The organism is Olivibacter domesticus (assembly GCF_900109575.1).
GTDB classification, from domain to species: domain Bacteria; phylum Bacteroidota; class Bacteroidia; order Sphingobacteriales; family Sphingobacteriaceae; genus Olivibacter; species Olivibacter domesticus.
On sequence record NZ_FOAF01000001.1, the window covers coordinates 862,504 to 881,869 of the forward strand.

A 19,366-nucleotide genomic window follows, 5' to 3' on the forward strand; every position below is an offset into this window, starting at 1 on the left:
TTTATTTTTGTTCTTAGTGGCCTTCGTGACCATCTACGCCATGTGCATGGCCGTGAGATAATTCATCAGCAGTTGCTTCCCGAACATTAAGTATTTCGATATCAAAATGTAAATTTTGACCAGCCATCGGATGATTTAAATCTACAACGACCGCTTCTGGGCTTACCTCTACTACCCGTGCTCTGAATTGATTTCCTTGGTTATCTTGTAACGGAAGAACTTCGCCTATTGGAGGAATGCCCGACTCTTTGAACATATCTGCAGGGAGCTGGGTGACTGCATTTTCATCTTTTTCGCCATAGGCATCAGCAGCTACCAGTTCAAAATCTATTGTATCACCCTGCTTTAACCCATTTATGTTTTCCTCAAACTTTGGCAGCATCATACCTACTCCATATAAAAAAACTAGCGGGTTAGCTTGGTCTGCTTCTTCAACAAACTCTCTTTCTCCATTGCTAATGGTGTGCAATTTGTACGTTAGCGCTACTACGCTATTTGGTGTAATTGTCATCTATCTAAATTTATGGAACCTTATTTTTGGTTTCCTGTTCAAAAATTAATTTTTTAAAATGCTCTAAATTATCAACTGGCAAACTACAGGTATTGTTTTTACAAACATAAATTAAATCATTCCCTGTTATTCTACCGCTTAATAATGGTAAATTCTCCATTTTTCCTCCCAATAGTACCTTGTTAGGAAGATAATACTGATCGATTGTTTTTCTCAACAAACTACTATTTTCACCAGTTATAGCTATCTCATAAAAACCGTATACTTCCTCAAGCAAACGGATACTCCAATTGGAATAGGCAGAGCCATAGCTTTTAATCTGTGGAAAAACATTGGCCAGTATTTGGGCCGAAACGTGTATGTAACTAGGTTTATCAAAAAGTAAGCCTAATTTATGTAATTGATGTATCATGACAGAGTTTGAAGCAGGAATTACGTTATCCATAATTTCAAATTTCCGTGTAATAAAAGATGCTACTTCTTTTGAAGTATAGTAAAATGCTGCCGCTTTATCGTCGTAAAAATTATTTAACACATAATCAGCTAAATTTATTGCCTTATCTAGCCATTTTTTTTCAAAAGTTACTTCGTAGAGGCTTATAAAAGCTTCTATTGTAAATGCATAGTCGTCCAGAAAAGCTTCAATGGGTTCTAAATGGCTGTTTGGTTGATGAAGTAACACTCCATTTGGAGAAAAAAGGTTTTCTTCAATAAAGATTGCATTTTTTTGTGCTATAGTAAGATAAGTTTGATCTCCGAAAACACGATAAGCATCTACAAATGCTTTTAACATCATGGCATTCCAAGCCGTTAAAATTTTATTATCTAATCCTGGTCGAACTCTTCTTGAGCGATAGCTCAATAATTTACCTTTTATTTCTTCTAGATATTTTTCCCATTCTTTGGCATCAAATCCCGCTTTTTCTGCCAATTTGTCTGCATCGATTGCTGTTTTTAAAATATTAGTACCCTCCTCTTCCCAGTTTCCACTGGAAGTCAGTGAAAAATAGTTGATAAATAACGCTGCATCCTCCTGAAGCACTTCTTTTATTTCCTCAATTTGAAAAGTATAAAATTTTCCTTCCACCCCTTCGCTATCGGCATCTAAAGCGCAGTAAAAAGCGCCGTCTACCGATGTCATTTCTCGAGAAACCCATTCCAATGTTCCCAGAACGACTCGTTTATATACAGGATCCGCTTTGTGGTTATATGCTTCGGCATACAAACTTACCAATTGGGCATTATCATAAAGCATCTTTTCAAAATGTGGCACATGCCAATACGCGTCAACAGCGTATCGAGCGAAACCTCCGCCAATATGGTCATAAATTCCTCCCGAAGCCATACTTTTTAGCGTAAAGTGGGTATGATCTAAAATAGCTTGGTCTTTTGCAAGGTGGCCATAACGCAAAAAGAACAACCAGTTATTAGGTAAGGGAAACTTTGGTGATCGTTGATAGCCGCCTAATTTTTTATCGAACGTATTTTGCCAGGGCTTTACTATGTCTAATAAATCTTGTTTGGTATAGACGTCCGGTATGCGACTAATTGGAAATTTTTCACTTTCTTTTATCCCATGTGTTAATTTTTCAGCATAAGTTAACGCTACATTAGGTTCGTTTTTCCACAGCGCCTGAATTTGATTTAACACATTGACCCAATCATTAGGTCTAAAATAAGTGCCACCATAAATTGGTCTGCCATCCGGTAAGCAAATACAGTTTAACGGCCATCCCCCACTATTTGTCATGAGCTGAACCGCTGTCATATATATCTGGTCTATATCGGGCCTTTCCTCCCTATCAACTTTAATAGAAATGAAATGATGGTTCATGACCTGCGCAACCTCCTCGTTTTCAAAACTTTCTCGTTCCATTACATGACACCAATGGCAGGCAGAATAACCAATACTTACGATGATCAGTTTATTTTCTTCTTTTGCTTTCGCCAACGCTTCGCCGCTCCAAGGGTACCACAGAACGGGATTATTTTGATGCTGTTTTAAATAGGGTGATGTTTCGTGCTGTAAATGATTAGCCATAACTTTGTAAAGGTACAGTTTTAATATTAAAGCCGTAAAAGAGTTGTGAGTTGTGAGCTTTGAGTTGCGAGAGCTATTCCACTATTTTTTATTTAATATTTAATTTATATTTTCATCCATGCTTATTACTCACATTGAAATTTTTAGATTTAGCATAAAGATGGAACCATTTGCCATTGCTACTGGCATCATGGACTATGCTCAAAACACGCTTGTTAGGGTACATACAGATGCTGGGCTTGCAGGATATGGCGAATGTTCTGCTTTTCCAATGATTGTTGGAGAAACTCAAAACACCTGTTTAATCTTAGCACAGGATTTTGCTAAACTTTGGAAAGGTAAAAATGCCTTAGATCTAGCGGCAAGAATGAGTGAACTAGATGCTTTTATCGCTGGAAATACAACAATAAAAAGTGCTTTTGACATGGCCCTCTACGACTTAGCTGCTAAAAATGAAAACAAGCCTCTTTATGAGTATCTTCAGGGTGAAATAAGGGCCATTGAAACAGACATCACAGTAGGTATTGATACTGCAGATACAATGGCCAATAAAGCATTAGCATTTAAAAAAAATGGAGCATCAATACTAAAAGTAAAGTTAGGAAAAGCCCCCCAAGAAGATATTGGGCGAATAAAAAAAATTCGTGACGTGATTGGTTTAGATATACCCATTAGAATTGACGCTAACCAAGGTTGGGATTACGATGGTGCTGTAACCGTTTTACAAGCGTTGGCTGACATGAATATTCAATTCTGTGAACAACCTATGCGCACGTATAACGACTATCTTTTGCCATCCTTAAGAGAAAAAATTTCCATAAACATTATGGCCGATGAAAGTTGCTATAGCCACTTCGACGCCCAGCGTTTGATTAGCGGTAATGCTTGCGATTCCATTAATATAAAACTAGCTAAGTCTGGTGGTATAAGGGAGGCGCTGAAAATACATGAAGTGGCTTTTCGTAATAATATTCCCTGCATGATTGGAGGAATGTTAGAAAGCAGGCTAGCCCTGTCGGCTAACGTTCATTTTGCTTATGCTTGTAAAGGGATTAAATATTTTGATATGGATACCTGTATGATTGGACATGTGGAAGATCCTATTCAGGGCGGAGTAATTTTTAATGGGTATCATATAAGTTTAACAGATGCTGTTGGGATAGGTGCAGAAGTAGAAGAAACTTTTTTAAAGAATTGTGAATGCTGGGTTGTTTAAATCTTCCTCTCAATAACATTTTATTTATGTTATTGAGAGGAAGAAGTGTAGATGAGCTGTTCGGTGACTAATTCTAGTCAAACACAATGGTTTGTTCACCCGACATTTTATTAATGTGGCACTCACAGCGGCCTCCAGAGACAACCATCTCCGTTGTTTTGAGCTTATTTGTGGTTGGATGTGTAGCGCTTATTAGCAAGGTATCGCCTTCGATATTGAGGGCACTTTTGTCGCCATCGTTAGCAACCAAATAATATGGGTTCTCTGGCTGAGGGCTTTCTGAGGCGGCACTTGGCAATTCTTTATTACTTCCTTTGATTTTTACGGAAAAATTCTTGACAAGTAAGGTATCACCGGTATTATCTTTAAAAATTACCCCCACCGTCCGGAATTCCATTGTACAGGCTTTTGGTGGGCAGTCTGCCTCTGTTGTTTCATTCTTTTTCTTTGTTGCACAAGCCGCTGCCAACAAAGATGCTGATAGGCATAACATAAGTAGTTTAGTCATATTCGTTTATTTAAATTATTATCATTAGCACTTTATGTACTAGCGATTTGTTTTTAAAATTTCCTTACAATTAATATAATAACATTAAATATATGAAACCATCATGATTTATTCAAACATACAGTGAAATGAACTAAGCGTAGCGCTCTCGTGAACGCCGTTGAAAAACATACAAAAAATGAAAAATTAATCTGATAGCTTCATCACTAGTATTATGCAGGGGATTCATCTCGTGAAATCCAACTTAGCATTGACATTTTTACAAAAAAATGCTCCCCAATCATGGTTCAATTAGTAAATTGCGCAAAATCATTTAATAGCATGACATATTCTGAAAAACTAGCTGCCATACGGAGTTTGATGGAAGAGCAGCAGATTGACGCTTATATTATTCCCTCTGCAGATCCGCATATTAGTGAATACTTGCCTGATAGATATAAATGTATAGCTTATGCTTCTGGTTTTACCGGATCTGCGGGGACGCTGGTAATCACTCAAGATTTTGCCGGACTGTGGACAGATTCCCGTTATTTTGTTCAAGCAAATGAACAATTAGCTAACAGCGGCTTTGAATTGGTTAAGTTAAAAAATCAAGGGGTCGCAGAGTATATTGATTGGTTGCAAGAAAAATTAGTGCGAGGGAATAAAGTTGCTTTTGACGGGAAGTTAGCTTCTGTCAGTATCGCTAAACAATTGATAGATGAACTTCAACCTTCAAAAATTTTAATAGATGGGACAATAGATTTGATTGAAAGCATTTGGCAAGACCGGCCCATATTGCCAACAGAAAGTGCTTATTTATTAGAGGAAAGTATTGTTGGCGAAAATACAACTAGTAAACTAACGCGCTTAAGGAAATATCTTGAAAAGATTAAGGTCAATTATCACTTAATATCTTCCTTGGATGATATCGCATGGCTTTTTAATATAAGAGGTAGTGATGTGAAATGTAATCCCGTTGTATTAAGTTTTGCTTTACTAACACCTGAAAGTACTATTTTATTTATAGATCAAAATAAACTTAGTGAACAATATAAAACATTGCTGCGCGAGCAAGGTGTAGAATTGCTGGATTACCATGGCTTGGAAAAGACATTGGACAATCTGCCTGCAAATGAAAGTACGATTTTACTTGATCCGAAGCGGACATGTTATGCCATTTATAGCCAAATTCCCCAATACGTTAAAATTGTAGAACAATTAAATCCTACGACTAAATTTAAGTCGTTAAAAAATGCTATTGAGGCTGAACATGTGCGTCAAACCATGATTAAAGACGGTATAGCGCTGACAAGATTTTTCAAATGGCTTGAAGAGAATGTGGTGGCCGGAGCCTTAACTGAAATAAATATTGCCGAAAAGCTATTGTCGTTTAGGCAGGAACAGGTGGGCTTTGTAAACGAAAGCTTCGATACAATAGCAGGATATAAAGAACATGGCGCCCTACCCCATTACAAGGCTACAGAAGGAAGCAATGCCACCTTACAACCTAATGGTTTGTTGTTGATTGATTCTGGTGGGCAATATCAAACGGGAACGACAGATATAACGCGTGTTGTATCGTTGGGAGACCTTAGTGATGCGGAGAAAGTAGATTATACATTGGTTTTGAAGGGAATGATTGAAGGAAGCACAACCGTTTATCCTAAAAATATCAGGGGTTATCAGATTGATGCCATAACAAGAAGACCTTTATGGGAACGCTTGCGTAACTATGGGCATGGAACTGGTCACGGTGTTGGTTTTTTCTTGAATGTACACGAAGGACCGCAGGTTTTTAATGCTTCTAATGTGGACATCACAATTGAAGAAGGTATGATTACCTCAATTGAACCCGGGCTTTACAGAGAGGGACGTTATGGTATACGAATAGAAAACTTAGTGTTAAGTGTACTCGACCAGGAAACCGAATTTGGTGAATTTATGGCGTTTGAAACGCTTACTTTATGTTATATAGACACCAATTTGGTTGACAAATCATTGTTGGATCAAAAACATATTGATTGGTTAAATCAATACAACAATATGGTTTATGAGCGTTTGTCAGTTCACTTAGATGGGGATGAAAAACAGTGGTTATCTAATAAAACTAAGGTGATTTAGTTGGATATAATAGAAAGAAGAAATTTAACACAATAAAATGCCACACATAGCACCCTCTAAGCAGGATAGCCCTGCAACAGCGTTCGAAAGATTATTGAATATTCTGAATACCTTACGCCTGGAATGTCCTTGGGATAGAAAACAAACAATGGAGAGCTTACGCCATCTAACGATCGAAGAAACCTATGAGCTCGCCGATGCTATTCTTGATAAAGATCTAAATGAAGTAAAAAAGGAACTGGGTGATATTATGATGCACTTGGTTTTTTATGCACGAATTGCAGAAGAAAATGATGATTTTACTATTGTTGATGTACTGAATAGTGTATGTGATAAATTAATAAGCAGACATCCTCATATTTATGGAGATGTAGAGGTGGCGAATGAAGAGGATGTAAAACGTAATTGGGAACAGTTAAAATTAAAAGAAGGCAATAAATCAGTATTAGCAGGCGTACCTGGGAGTTTACCAGCTTTAGTAAAAGCTTACAGAATCCAAGATAAAGCCAGAGGGGTAGGTTTTGACTGGGAAGATAAATCTCAGGTATGGGAAAAAGTAGAAGAAGAGCTACGGGAATTTAAAGAGGAGTTAAACATTTCGGAAAATAAACCGATAGACAAGGAGAAGGCAGAAAACGAGTTTGGCGACCTACTTTTCTCTCTAATAAATTATGCACGATTCTTAGATATTAATCCAGAAAACGCTTTGGAAAAAACTAACAAAAAATTCATTCATCGTTTTACACATTTAGAGAATCGTGCCAAAGAGTTAGGAAAGAATCTTCATGACATGACATTAGAAGAAATGGATGTCTATTGGAATGAAGCCAAAGGTGTTTAACCACCTATGTAATAACTACTTAAATCTGATAGCTTTGATAGGGCTAATTCTACTAACTAAGCCTGACGGAATTAATAGGGCTAATAAGCATAGAGCGGCAGTACCTAAATTGAGTAATAGAATTTCTATTGGTCCTATTTTAATAGGAATATAAGAAATGTAATAAGCACTTTCATCTAACTTGAAAAAATGAGTATAATGTTGGAAAGCACATATGCCAATGCCTAATAAATTACCCAATATTAATCCTATTCCTATAAGTTGAAGGGCATTGTAAAGAAAAACTTTTCTTATTGCCGTATTATTGAGGCCCAAAGCTTTTAAAATACCAATCATATTAGTACGTTCCAAAATCATAATCAACAAAGCTGAAATCATGTTTATGATAGCCACTAAAACCATTAAAACCAATATTATCTGGGAATTAATATCTAACAGTGCTAACCATTCAAATATTTCAGGATATTGTTCTGAAATGGTGACAGATACAAGCTGTATAGGCAAAAAATCTAATACGGTTTGATTCGTGATATCTAATTTGTCAAAATCATCTGTTATAATCTCATACCCTCCTACTTCATTTTTCTCCCATTTATTTAGTCGTCTAATTAAAGATATATCGCTGATAACATATGTTTTATCTATTTCTTCTACACCAAGATTATAGATCCCCACTATGGTAAACTTACGTTTACGCAAAGGTTCTTGCACGAAATACATTAGAAAATCATCACCTAATTTAAGATCCAGTCTATTTGCCGTGTATTTAGAAATTAAAATTTGTTGCTGAGCGGGAATACTATCTGAAAAATCTATAGTTTTTCCTTCAACAAGAATGCTTTCAAGCAATTTTTGATTATAGTTGCTGTCTATCCCCTTCAATACTACTCCCTCAATCTCATTATTTGCATTAATAATACCTGGTTTAGTTCCAAAGGCGTTTAATTGTTTAACTCCTGGGACTTTGGTGAGAAGTTCCAAGCTATCGTCGTTCAAACTAAAGGGAGAGCTCTCATATGAGCTATTTAAATTATGTTTATAAACGGTAATATCCCCATTAAACCCTCTCTCCTTGTTAATAATTTCCCCTTTAAACCCTTTCAGCACGGCTATAGCTAAAATCATTACTGCTAAACCAAGCATAATACCTGCAACGGCAACCTTTATAATGAGTTTTGAATAGTTACGGTTACCGCCCTTGGTAATTCGTTTTGCTAAGTATAAGGGAAAATTCAAGTCTGAAAATATATTTTGTACCTTAGCAAAGGTAAAGATTGGAGTGTTTAACTAAAAACATAAAAGAAAATAATGCGTATTATATTTATGGGAACCCCTGATTTTGCTGTTGCATCGTTGCAGGCATTACTGGAAGCAGGTGAAAATGTGGTAGCAGTGGTGACAGTGGCAGACAAACCTGCAGGCAGAGGACAAAAAATTCAGGAATCAGCAGTCAAAAAATTTGCTGTATCTAATAATATCCCGGTACTACAACCCGTAAAACTTAAGGATGAGCATTTTTTGGCGGCTTTAAAGAGTTTTAACGCAGACTTGCAAGTAGTGGTTGCTTTTAGAATGTTACCAGAAGTTGTTTGGAATATGCCGCCAAAAGGAACAATCAATTTACACGCCTCTTTATTACCTCAATATAGAGGAGCCGCCCCTATTAATCATGCTATCATAAATGGTGAAAAGGAAAGTGGCGTGACCACTTTTTTATTGCAACATCAGATCGATACCGGTAATATTTTATTTAAGGAAACCGTTTCAATAGCAGCTACTGACACTGCTGGAGATTTGCACGATAAATTAATGGCAGTTGGTGCGCAGTTATTAATAAAAACAGTGGGGGCTATTAAAAACGGTAAACATCAGGAGATTCCGCAAGAAGAAATAATTAACAACGTGGAATTGAAACACGCTCCTAAAATATTTAAAGAAGATTGTAAGATTATATGGGACAAACCTTTGCAGGAGGTATACAACTTAATTAGAGGGTTAAGTCCCTATCCTACCGCTTTTACTGATTTTCAAGGAAAAATACTTAAGATATTTAAATGTACCCCCTTGAAAGATACCACAAATGAGCAGCCAGGGAGTTTCATCTCAGATGGAAAACATTATTTGCGTTTTGCTGCCAAAGGTGGTTATATTGATGTAACAGAGGTGCAACTCGAGGGAAAAAGGAGAATGTCTGTAGAAGAGTTTCTTAGGGGCGTAAGAATATAAGGTAAAAGTTAGGAGATTTATTTTATAAATCTCCTAAATCAACTTTCAATTTCTCTCAACTGACTATTCTTCATCCAAATCGATGGTTAATTGCCATTTACTTAGCTTTTCCTGCAGATTTTTTGACAGATGGTTGAAATATCTTTTCTTCTTATAACCCATAACCCAATGGATGCCGTGGATAGCATTCGTTAAAAACATTTCGTCTGCCTCATGCAAAATTTCTGGACTGATTTGAGCTTCCACCACTTCAATTCCATATTCTTTAGCCATTTCAATAACAACTCGGCGCATGACGCCTGCGATACATCCTTCACTCAAAGCGGGAGTATACAAGGTTTTATTGTACCATACAAAAATATTAGAACTTAGTGATTCACATAAAAGACCTTCATTATTCAGAATCAAAATATCATCACATCCAAGCTTTTTTCGCTCGATGCCTGCAAGTACGTAGATTAAGGAGTTATTGCTTTTCAGATGAGATAGGTCATTGACAGGCTTTTTATGCTCTTTATAAACATCAATGATGACACCAGATTTATTTAAACGATAACCGATATTGTCTAGCGAGGTTGCTTCTAATAGATAATTTGGCTTGTTTGTTTCAGGACTGTAGAGGCCTCCTCCTCCCCTATGCACATTTATACGAATTCTAGCCTCCGTTCCAAGTTTATTCTTTTTAACGAGCTCTGAGGCCTTCTCTCTGATAAAATAAGCATCGAATTTATGTGATCCTTCTAAGTGTAAAGTATTCATGCTCGCTTGAAGCCTGTCTACATGATATTGCAAAAACCTGATATCATTATCCATCCAACGCATCGTTTCGAAAATGCCATCACCGTAACGTAAGCTTCGATTCGTATGGTGGATCATGGGCTGATTTTCTAACATCAGGCTTCCATTATTGTTTATATATTGTTCGTTCATTTATATTCTTAACGGAGAAAAGAAAAAATTAGTTCTTAAATTATCATTATTTTGAGCGTTCATACTGCACATACGATCGCCATTTTTCTAAACAAAGAGCAAAATCCTCTGGTAAATCTGATTCGAAGTTTACATACTCTTTGCTTCTAGGGTGTATGAATCCTAAACTTTTTGCGTGAAGTGCTTGTCTAGGAAGTATATTAAAACAATTATCTACAAATTGCTTGTATTTACTAAAGACTGTCCCTTTAAGTATCCTATCCCCACCGTAAAGAGCATCATTGAATAAAGGATGGCCAATGGATTGCATGTGTGCTCTAATCTGGTGAGTTCTACCAGTCTCCAACTGACACTCAATTAACGTGACATACCCTAAGCGCTCTAAAATTCGGTAATGCGTAACGGACCATTTACCTTTCTCTTCACTGTCATAAACAGACATCACTCTACGGTCTTTTAAACTGCGTCCTATGTAGCCCGTAACGGTGCCGTCGCTCTGCAAATCACCCCAAACTAAAGCAGTATATTTACGATGAATACTGTGATCGAAAAATTGCTTAGCTAAGTGCGTAATAGTCCATTCGTTCTTTGCAATAACAAGTAAACCGCTTGTGTCTTTATCTATGCGGTGTACAAGGCCCGGTCGTCCGTCATTTCCAGGTAATTGTGGCAATTGATTGAAATGATAAACTAATGCGTTTACCAAAGTTCCCGTATAATTATTAAAACCTGGGTGAACAACCATCCCTGTGACTTTATTTACAATCAGTAGATCATCATCCTCATAAGGTATATTTAGTGGTATATTTTCTGGATAAATCTCTGTATCACGGGGAGGATGCGGAAGTACTACGGTAATAATATCGCCCGGTTTCACTTTATAGCTAGCCCGTATTTGTTTATCGTTTACCAACACATTACCGGCTTCAATGGCATTCTGTATTCGGTTTCTTGAAGCATTTTCTACCCGATGCATTAAAAATTTATCAATGCGTAATAATGCTTGTCCCTTATCTACTACTACTCGTAAATGTTCGTATAAATCTTGTTCTCCGTTTTCGTCAATATCGAAATCTTCTGCCATGCTGCAAAAGTAAATAATATTTGGTTTGTAATTATTGGAAGATTGAGAAAATAAGTTATCTGAGTTTCAAATAACAGTACTAAGTGTAATATTACTTTTTTAAGAAAATTTAATTTCTTAAACCTGAGTAATAAGAGCCTGTTTAAAATTCATGATTTTGTTTATGCTTTTTTTTGACTACAACTTTGTTATGTTTTCTTGAGGTAGAGACTGGCTACCTTTTCAAGAACATGCCTCGCCTTGCTCAAAAAAGCTATAAACTTTTTTACAATATAAATTTAAACGTGCTCTAATAGATTTCTTCGTTAATTTGTGTGATATTTTTTTGTTATTTTGGTTAAATATTTATCTCTTTCTTAGATGACGAGGCATATGGAATTAATTAGAATAGCGGTCGTTGATGATCATCAAATTGTTATTCAAGGACTTAAATCGCTATTAGTAAACCATGAGGAAATTGAAATAGTTGGTAGTTTTACCTCCGGCTTAACATTTATGATTTTTCTGAAAGATCATTTTGTAGATGTTGTTCTTTTAGATATAATGCTACCTGACGCAAATGGAATGGAGCTTTGCAAAGAAATTAAACTGATCTCTCCTAATACACGGGTTTTAGCACTAAGTAACCACACGGAACGTAGTATCATCTTGCAAATGTTACAAAATGGTGCAAATGGTTACCTCCTCAAAAATATATCTGTAGAAGAATTAGTTAAGTCAATTTATGAAGCATTGAGTGGTGGGCTAGCTTTTAGTAAGGAAGTAAAAGAAATTATAGCCAAACCCAGTCAAAATGAATTAAGAGGTGTACCACAACTTACTAAACGAGAAAAGCAAATTTTACAATTAATTGCCGAAGGAAAGACAACGATAGTTATGGCCGATCAGCTGTATTTAAGTCCGTTAACTGTGGAAACTCACCGTAGAAATTTACTTCAAAAATTTGAGGCAAAAAACGTAGCTGAGCTGATTAGGGTCGCTGCGGAACAAAAGTTATTATGAAGAAGAGCGCCGGAATATTGCTCATTAGATCTACAGAAAAAGAGCTAGAGTTCTTTTTAGTTCATCCTGGTGGGCCATTTTTCCAAAAGAAAAATGAGGGATGGTGGACAATCCCTAAAGGCGAGATACTATTAGATGAAGATCCATTGAATGCGGCGGTAAGAGAATTTGAGGAGGAGACAGGTCATAAACTTCACGGAGCATTTCACCCTGTTCCACCAATTAAACAGAAAGGTGGAAAAGAAGTGCTTTGCTGGGTAATTGAGAAAGATATAGATCCAAGTACAATAAGAAGTAATAATTTTGAAATAGAATGGCCTCCTAAATCTGGTATACGTAGACAGTTCCCAGAAATTGATAAAGCGGGATGGTTCAATTATTCGGAAGCAAAAGTTCTTATCAACATCAAACAAGTGCCATTTTTAGATGAAGCTCTTCAGATACATAATCGTTCCGCCGAATTTTGAATTAACGCTGACTCATTCAAAAGGCCTTTTCTACGGCGTTCGGACCTCTTTAGTTACCTATAGCAAAACGATATAGAATAAACAGCCGCTCATAAAAGCAGCTGTTTATTGCTATCAATAATGCTCTGTTTTTATTGCTGTTGCTGGTACCACTCCAGGAATTCGGCTTCATCAAAGGATTCGGAGTGGACAAATAATTTCTGCTTGATCTGTTGTTGTAATAGTTTGGCCATTTCTGCCCTCGTCTCCATATATGCAGGATCATGTGCAAGGTTGTCATATTCGAGCGCCTCTTTATCGCGCAAGTCGTACAGCTCAAACTCTTCGGGGTAGCCGCCAAGTGCATCGAAATAATGGCTGTATTTCCAATCGGTAGTACGCACGCAACGTATCCGGTTTGCTGCCCTTACTACGCTAGCTTTATCAGCAGCGCTGGCTTTCGTATCATCAAATGTAAATAAGATGGCATCCTGGACTGGTTTGTCATCGTCCAACAAAGGAAGGAGACTAGTGCCCCTTAGGCCTTTGGGCGGGGTAGCTCCTGTAATGCCAGCGATTGTAGGCATGATATCGATCAGCGAAGCTAGATTCCGAGTGCTTTTATACTTATCCCCTTTAGGAAACAGAACCGGATTCGAGAAGATCATCGGTACCCTTAGCGCTTCTTCATAGGCAACAAATGCCTTTTGACGCATGCCACCGTGGGCCATACCCATTTCGCCGTGATCAGCTAGACGAATCACCAGTGCCTGGTCGGCCAACCTGCTTCCGTTCACCTCCTTGTATAGTTCATCGATAAAAAAACCGATCTCAGTATCGATCAGGCGCAGTAGGTTGCCGTAAAAGTTGAGGTAATTTGTTTGCTTTTCAGGTGTGTTCAGCATGCCAAGTCCCAAAGCTGCTGTAGTTTTTATCTGAGCCTGCGCAGAAGGTTTGCCGTTAGCAACAAGATCTTCGTTTACCGTTTTGGGGAGGGGTATTGACCCCTTAAGAAAATTGTCAGTGTAGCCATATTTGAATCCCTTCGGATAACAAAGCACATCATGTGGATTAACCAGTGAAAGAATAAGACAATAGGGCCTTACTTTTCCCTGGGTGCGTAGTTCCCTAACATTCTTCAAGAAGTCGATGGCTTGTTGTATATAAGTCCCGTCGTGGTTGGCAAAACCACCACCGAAATTCTCAGGTGCGGTATCTTCACCGGCATCTGGGTCTTTCCAACCTCGGAAGCCGTACAGTGCAATATCGGATGGATCAGGACTGCCACCATCGACACCCTTACTCACATGCCATTTGCCACGATAATGCACCTCATAGTCGTTAGCTATTAACATACGCGCCAGGTTAGGAAGCGTACTATCCAGGGTAACTTCGCCTTGAGAGTATTTTCCGCCGTTGGTGAGGGTTTGCGTCACATGATGCTGTGCTGGATAAAGGCCAGTCAGCAATGTGGACCTGCTGGGTGAACACATACAGGTGTTGCAAAAGGCACGATCAAAGCTGAAGCCGTTTTGTTTCAGAAAAGTAAGGGTCTTAAGATTGTCCTGCTCCCAGTTCTCCGGAAAATGCTGTGTGGCTCTTTCCTGATCGGTAATGATCATGATGATGTCCGGCTTACCGGAGAAATTGGTGAGGCGTTCGCTGAAATTCATAATTTGCTGGTTTAAATGAATATTAAAATGAAACACACCAAGATACGAAGGATTAACGGACGTGGCAATTCTGTTTCATTCCTTCCAGGCGTCCCTTGCTTGCTGCCTACAATGTATCGCCGCTTTTCCGTTTCCTGATTCTTATCGTCTAATAATCGCGTCGACTATTTGTATACACGGGTCCGTTCACAGTTGGAAGAATATCCTCACAATTACAACACCTGGATGATGCAGCGATATTCTGAAAGTATGTTTTTGGAGGAACTCCCGAAAATCTTCGAAAATCCTTTATAAAATGATTGTCATCGTAATATCCATTATTAATAGCAATCTGTAAAAGATCCTTTGAGCGAAAGGAATGTAAATCTAAATATGCGTTTAGAAAGCGCCTAATTAAAAGATAGTTTTTAGGAGAAATACCTAAATGTTTTTTAAAATTCCTTTCCAACCATTTGTAATTCAACCGAACCGTATATGTTTCCAATAAGTCCTTAACAGTTAGGACACCTTGCCTATTAATATAATCCAATATGTCGATCAGCACCTTTGGATAGGAATAGCAATCAATTTTTTCAGAAAGGAAACTGGTTATTACCTGTATTCTCTTTTCAATAGAGAATGAGCTGTAATAAGCTTCATTAAACATTTCGAAACCATATCCTGCTATTTCTGAGAAGTCAAAAACCTGTGCTTTCTCAAAATAATCGTCGCCAATGCCAAATAATTTGAAGAAGGTCATCGGGTAAAAACGAATAATTAAGAAATTTTCAAATGGAATTGAAGATTCACAATAAATATTTTTCAATATACCTCCGCAAACCCATGTGTTTCCAACCCATTTTATCTGCCCATCTATGCTTATTTTTGCTTTTTCATTTTTCGTTTGCATGAATGCAACTACAGGATAACCATCGTTAAAAAACAATTGTCTTCCATCACAATAATTTGCGTTAAATACATAATATCCTTCCACAAATTCCTTTAAGTCATCAGAAGGTGTGAATTTGATAACACTGTCGTCATCTGGATTGGCTATATGTTTAAAGAAATTAATGGGCACAACTACAAATATACTAAATTCATTTGCTATGGATTTAAATGTCTAAGTTATACTATTTGCTATAGTACTCAGCTTGTAATTTTGTAAAGAGCAAAAACATAAGATTTATGATAATAACAAATGAAAAAGAGCTGGAAGGAATGAGGAGCATTAGCGAAGCGGTCGCGCTAACCCTAAAGAAAATGCATGAATATGTTCGTCCAGGAATGAGTACAAAAGAACTGGATGATTACGGTGGTCAATTGCTTAATGAATTCGGTGCAAAATCTGCACCATATCTTGTTTATAAATTCCCTGGACATACCTGCATTAGTCTCAACAATGAAATATGTCATGGTATACCGTCGGATAAAAGAATTATTCAGGAAGGAGATTTGTTGAATATAGACGTTTCTGCTGAATTAAATGGCTATTGGTCCGACAATGGCAGTTCAATTATTGTTAGTCAAGATATTCACAAAAAACAAGATTTGGTCGATAGTTCCCGAGCAATACTCAAAAAAGCTATTAATACAATAAAAGGGGGAGTAAAAATCAATGAGATCGGTAGTCTGATTGAAAAGGAAGCTAAAAGAAATGGTTATAAAGTAATTAAAAATTTGGGTGGACATGGAGTAGGTGGAGGTCTACACGAACAACCTGATGGAATTCTTAATTATAGAGACAAGTTTGATCAAAGGAGGTTCAGGAAAAATGCCGTTGTGGCAATAGAGACGTTTATAACAACTGATTCCTCATTGGCACTAGAAACTGCTGATGGTTTTACCATGATAGGCGACAAAGGTGGTTTTGCTGTTCAACATGAACATACGATAGTTGTCACGGATGGACAACCTATTATTCTAACTGAACAAAATGGTATCTGGGACTAAGTGTTTTCGACTAAAAAAACGAGAGGCCTACGGCGTTCGAACCGGCCAACCCTTCTGTTCTCATCCCCGCTTAAATGACAAAAGCCCCACTTATTGTGAGGCTTTGTGATCCCGCTGGGATTCGAACCCAGGACCCATACATTAAAAGTGTATTGCTCTACCAGCTGAGCTACGGAATCCTATCATTAAAATTCTAAAAATATATCTTTAGAATTAAATCCGGTTAACTTATTTTATTCAGAATTATATTTTATTTCCTGAATTGTTAACGGGTGCAAAGGTATGTTTTTAATCTATTCATGCCAAATTTTAAGATAAAAAAAATAATGTTTTTTTATTGAAACCTATAAATCAGTCTTTTATTTTTCTTACTTATACCTTGCTACATTTCTATGTCGCATCTCCCCTTATAGAATGCCGTATTTCAGCCTTTTTATTTCGTACTTGAATGCGCAATTTTGTAAGTATGGTTCTCCATAAACATATCTTATTATGAAAGCAGATAATATTATATTCGATTTTGATGAGTCAACTAAAAGACTCGACGAAGCTCTAAACCGGTTTTCAGAGGAACAATTTAATATTGTTCCTTTTGATGAAAGTTGGACGCCGGGTCAAGTAGCAGAACATTTATCTATGTCTGAAGCGGGGATTCCGCAGCTATTGCTAGGCTCAGTAAGAGAAACTGAAAGAGCTATTGATGAAAAGGAAACAGAACTAGGTGCCATCTTTTTAGACTTTTCTACGAAATTAAAGGCACCTGAATTTATAATACCAACAAATGAACCAAAGAAAAAACAAGAATTGATCAACAAACTTATTGATAATCGAAAGACTATCAGTGAATTAATTAAAGAGCTGGATCTTTCCAAGACATGCACGAGTTTTCCCTTTCCCGAGGTTGGAGAACTTACACGTTTGGAATGGGTATACTTCATGATTGTTCATTCAAAAAGGCATGTGAATCAGTTGAATAATATTTTTCAATGTATGAAAGCGTTTAACTAACTGCGTTGAATTAAGTGGGCAATATTTTCTTTGTAAGATGCGCTAACAGGTATTTCTTGGTGCCCAATACAGACAAAATCACGTTTCACAGTAGTAATTTTTTTTGCCGCAACCAAAAAAGACTTATGTGTTCTTATAAATTGTGATGGTGGAAGTTTTTCTTCTATTGCTTTGATACTCATACGAGTCAGAATAGGTCGTTCGTTTGTAGAGAGATGTATTTTTATATAGTCTTTTAATCCTTCAATATAATTGATGTCGGCTATAATAATCTTTACAAGTGTATATTCAACGTTTACAAAGAAATCGGGATATTCTTCCGTTTCAATTGATTTATTTTTCAATTGAAATAATTCATTAGCGCGACTGCATGCCTTCATGAACCGCTCAAAACTGAAGGGTTTTAAAAGATAGTCAACAACCTGTAAATTAAATCCTTCTAAAGCATATTCATTATAAGCTGTAACCAATATAACTAAAGGTGGTTTATCCAATGATTGCAGAAATTGCAGTCCACTTAGACGTGGCATCTGTACATCCAAAAATATTAAATCAATGGATTCTTGCTGAACAATATCCCAGGCTTCGAGCGCATTTTTGCAACTTTTAACTAGGTACAAATAAGACAGTTGGCTAATACTATCTTCCAACAGATCACGAACAAGCGATTCATCATCTACAATTAGGCAGCGCATCATACCAGATCTAAAATTAATATTATACGAAATAAATTGTCTTTATCTTTAATTTCCAAATTATAATGTTTGCTATATAGCAATTCAAGACGGGTTTTTACATTTGTTAATCCTATTCCTGAATCTTTGTCTTTATTTATATCTAACTCCGCATCGTATTGATTAGAAACTTCAAAAGTTAATACATCGTCTTTCACGATTAACATGATATTAATCTGGGGAGCGTCTATCCAACCGACTCCATGTTTAAATGCATTTTCGACGAAAGGAATGAGTAACATGGGTTCTATTTGGTGCTTCTTGATCTCTTCATTTCTGTGTATTGTATATTTAATATTCACTGCATCACCAAAGCGTAATTTTTGTAAAGCTATATAACTATTTAAATATTCAATTTCTTGTTGTAAAAACACTTTTCTGTTTTGGGAGTCATAAAGCATATATCGCATCAAATCTGAAAGCATAAGTAAGGAAGCTTCTAGTTTATCCGATTTTTTTCTCGCTAGTGAGACCAGATTAGTTAGCACATTGAAGAGAAAATGCGGATTAATTTGCGAGCGTAGAAATTTAAGTTCTGAAGCCAATTTTTCTGCTCGCTGCTCTTTTAACGATTTTTCCTGATTTATTTTATTAACAACTTTACGATAAATAAAACTTGCAATAAAAATTCCAATAGAAGGAGGATAAATAAATTTGTATAAGGACACATTTTTGGCCACCGTGGGGAACCAATTAATTAACATGGCGTGTTTCATCTGAAACGATAGCACCAAAAGGGCGATGACCGTTATAAAATAAAACCACCACCATTTAAGATTTAAAAATTTAGGATAGAGGTAATAAGCATTCGTATAAAAGATAAATACATGCACTACGCCCGTTAAAGTAAAGAAAAGCCCGGGTACAGGACCTATGTTAAAATCGGGTGGACTGGAAATATAATATGGTAAAAATAAAACAATGCCCCATATGACGATATGGATACCAATAAAGATTGTCTTTAAGCTAAAAATAGACTTTCGTTGTGCCAAATTTGATACCATCTCTTCGTTTATCACGTATAAAGCTATTAAATTATAGCTAATTCTTACAAGAGAGTAGACCAAATGATAAACTTAGACGACTAAACGATTAAGGATAGATGCGAAAT

At 36.8% G+C, this 19,366-nt stretch carries 18 protein-coding genes and 1 tRNA gene; 8 read left to right on the top strand and 11 right to left on the bottom strand.

Translation table 11 applies throughout. The annotated features are described in order from the left end of the window. Positions 1–13: 13 nt before the first annotated feature. Together BMY50_RS03650 and BMY50_RS03655 are read right to left on the bottom strand one after the other, a co-directional pair. Positions 14–511, bottom strand: coding sequence for an FKBP-type peptidyl-prolyl cis-trans isomerase (locus BMY50_RS03650; RefSeq protein ID WP_093318492.1), 498 nt, complete (start codon positions 509–511; stop codon positions 14–16). A 10-nt stretch (positions 512–521) separates the two neighbouring features. Beyond that, positions 522–2,552: a thioredoxin domain-containing protein gene (locus tag BMY50_RS03655; protein WP_093318494.1), complete on the bottom strand. Its 2,031-nt coding sequence runs from the start codon at positions 2,550–2,552 to the stop codon at positions 522–524. Between the two features lie 118 nt (positions 2,553–2,670). On the opposite strand from BMY50_RS03655, the gene BMY50_RS03660 reads away from it, so the two are divergent. Then, a complete protein-coding gene (locus tag BMY50_RS03660; RefSeq protein ID WP_093318496.1) occupies positions 2,671–3,768 on the top strand; it encodes a mandelate racemase/muconate lactonizing enzyme family protein in 1,098 nt (365 codons plus the stop codon). 73 nt (positions 3,769–3,841) lie between these two features. Here the strand turns inward: BMY50_RS03660 and BMY50_RS03665 are convergent, their stop codons facing one another. Then, complete coding sequence (locus BMY50_RS03665) at positions 3,842–4,276, bottom strand: hypothetical protein (protein ID WP_139202197.1); 435 nt, start codon at positions 4,274–4,276, stop codon at positions 3,842–3,844. Between the two features lie 321 nt (positions 4,277–4,597). Between BMY50_RS03665 and BMY50_RS03670 the strand changes: the two genes are divergently transcribed. Both BMY50_RS03670 and mazG read left to right on the top strand, forming a co-directional pair. Next, on the top strand, positions 4,598–6,379 hold the full coding sequence (locus BMY50_RS03670; RefSeq protein WP_093323533.1) for an aminopeptidase P family protein: 1,782 nt from the start codon (positions 4,598–4,600) through the stop codon (positions 6,377–6,379). A 37-nt stretch (positions 6,380–6,416) separates the two neighbouring features. Next, the gene (mazG, locus tag BMY50_RS03675; protein WP_093318500.1) at positions 6,417–7,220 is read left to right on the top strand and encodes a nucleoside triphosphate pyrophosphohydrolase; all 804 of its coding nucleotides are present in this window, start codon (positions 6,417–6,419) and stop codon (positions 7,218–7,220) included. Positions 7,221–7,235: 15 nt separating this feature from the next. Here the strand turns inward: mazG and BMY50_RS03680 are convergent, their stop codons facing one another. Continuing rightward, a complete protein-coding gene (locus tag BMY50_RS03680; protein WP_093318502.1) occupies positions 7,236–8,456 on the bottom strand; it encodes an ABC transporter permease in 1,221 nt (406 codons plus the stop codon). A gap of 72 nt (positions 8,457–8,528) precedes the next feature. Between BMY50_RS03680 and fmt the strand changes: the two genes are divergently transcribed. Next, entirely contained in the window at positions 8,529–9,446 is a 918-nt protein-coding gene (gene fmt / locus BMY50_RS03685) for a methionyl-tRNA formyltransferase (RefSeq protein WP_093318504.1), read from the top strand. Between the two features lie 63 nt (positions 9,447–9,509). Here the strand turns inward: fmt and BMY50_RS03690 are convergent, their stop codons facing one another. Beyond that, the gene (locus BMY50_RS03690; protein ID WP_093318506.1) at positions 9,510–10,376 is read right to left on the bottom strand and encodes an aminotransferase class IV; all 867 of its coding nucleotides are present in this window, start codon (positions 10,374–10,376) and stop codon (positions 9,510–9,512) included. A 46-nt stretch (positions 10,377–10,422) separates the two neighbouring features. Then, entirely contained in the window at positions 10,423–11,460 is a 1,038-nt protein-coding gene (locus tag BMY50_RS03695) for an RluA family pseudouridine synthase (protein WP_093318512.1), read from the bottom strand. Positions 11,461–11,832: 372 nt separating this feature from the next. Here BMY50_RS03695 and BMY50_RS03700 point away from each other — a divergent pair, with 372 nt between their 5' ends. Together BMY50_RS03700 and BMY50_RS03705 are read left to right on the top strand one after the other, a co-directional pair. Continuing rightward, positions 11,833–12,462, top strand: a complete 630-nt coding sequence (locus BMY50_RS03700) for a response regulator (RefSeq protein ID WP_238383653.1) — start codon at positions 11,833–11,835, stop codon at positions 12,460–12,462. After that, positions 12,459–12,929: an NUDIX hydrolase gene (locus BMY50_RS03705; RefSeq protein ID WP_093318516.1), complete on the top strand. Its 471-nt coding sequence runs from the start codon at positions 12,459–12,461 to the stop codon at positions 12,927–12,929. Before BMY50_RS03700 ends, BMY50_RS03705 begins: the two co-directional genes overlap by 4 nt. Before the next feature lie 131 nt (positions 12,930–13,060). Here the strand turns inward: BMY50_RS03705 and BMY50_RS03710 are convergent, their stop codons facing one another. Together BMY50_RS03710 and BMY50_RS03715 are read right to left on the bottom strand one after the other, a co-directional pair. After that, positions 13,061–14,581, bottom strand: a complete 1,521-nt coding sequence (locus tag BMY50_RS03710) for a sulfatase-like hydrolase/transferase (RefSeq protein ID WP_093318518.1) — start codon at positions 14,579–14,581, stop codon at positions 13,061–13,063. Between the two features lie 148 nt (positions 14,582–14,729). Further along, the gene (locus BMY50_RS03715; protein ID WP_093318520.1) at positions 14,730–15,641 is read right to left on the bottom strand and encodes a helix-turn-helix domain-containing protein; all 912 of its coding nucleotides are present in this window, start codon (positions 15,639–15,641) and stop codon (positions 14,730–14,732) included. A 107-nt stretch (positions 15,642–15,748) separates the two neighbouring features. Between BMY50_RS03715 and map the strand changes: the two genes are divergently transcribed. Beyond that, positions 15,749–16,513, top strand: coding sequence for a type I methionyl aminopeptidase (gene map / locus BMY50_RS03720; RefSeq protein ID WP_093318522.1), 765 nt, complete (start codon positions 15,749–15,751; stop codon positions 16,511–16,513). Positions 16,514–16,619: 106 nt separating this feature from the next. Here map and BMY50_RS03725 read toward each other — a convergent pair. Beyond that, positions 16,620–16,692 (bottom strand) — tRNA-Lys (locus BMY50_RS03725). Positions 16,693–17,005: 313 nt separating this feature from the next. Between BMY50_RS03725 and BMY50_RS03730 the strand changes: the two genes are divergently transcribed. Then, entirely contained in the window at positions 17,006–17,521 is a 516-nt protein-coding gene (locus tag BMY50_RS03730) for a DinB family protein (protein WP_093318524.1), read from the top strand. On the opposite strand, the gene BMY50_RS03735 is transcribed toward BMY50_RS03730, so the two are convergent. Both BMY50_RS03735 and BMY50_RS03740 read right to left on the bottom strand, forming a co-directional pair. Then, positions 17,518–18,219, bottom strand: a complete 702-nt coding sequence (locus BMY50_RS03735) for a LytR/AlgR family response regulator transcription factor (protein ID WP_093318526.1) — start codon at positions 18,217–18,219, stop codon at positions 17,518–17,520. The genes BMY50_RS03730 and BMY50_RS03735 overlap by 4 nt on opposite strands. Continuing rightward, on the bottom strand, positions 18,216–19,259 hold the full coding sequence (locus tag BMY50_RS03740) for a sensor histidine kinase (RefSeq protein WP_093318534.1): 1,044 nt from the start codon (positions 19,257–19,259) through the stop codon (positions 18,216–18,218). The genes BMY50_RS03735 and BMY50_RS03740 overlap by 4 nt, the downstream gene beginning before the upstream one ends. Positions 19,260–19,366: the final 107 nt, after the last annotated feature.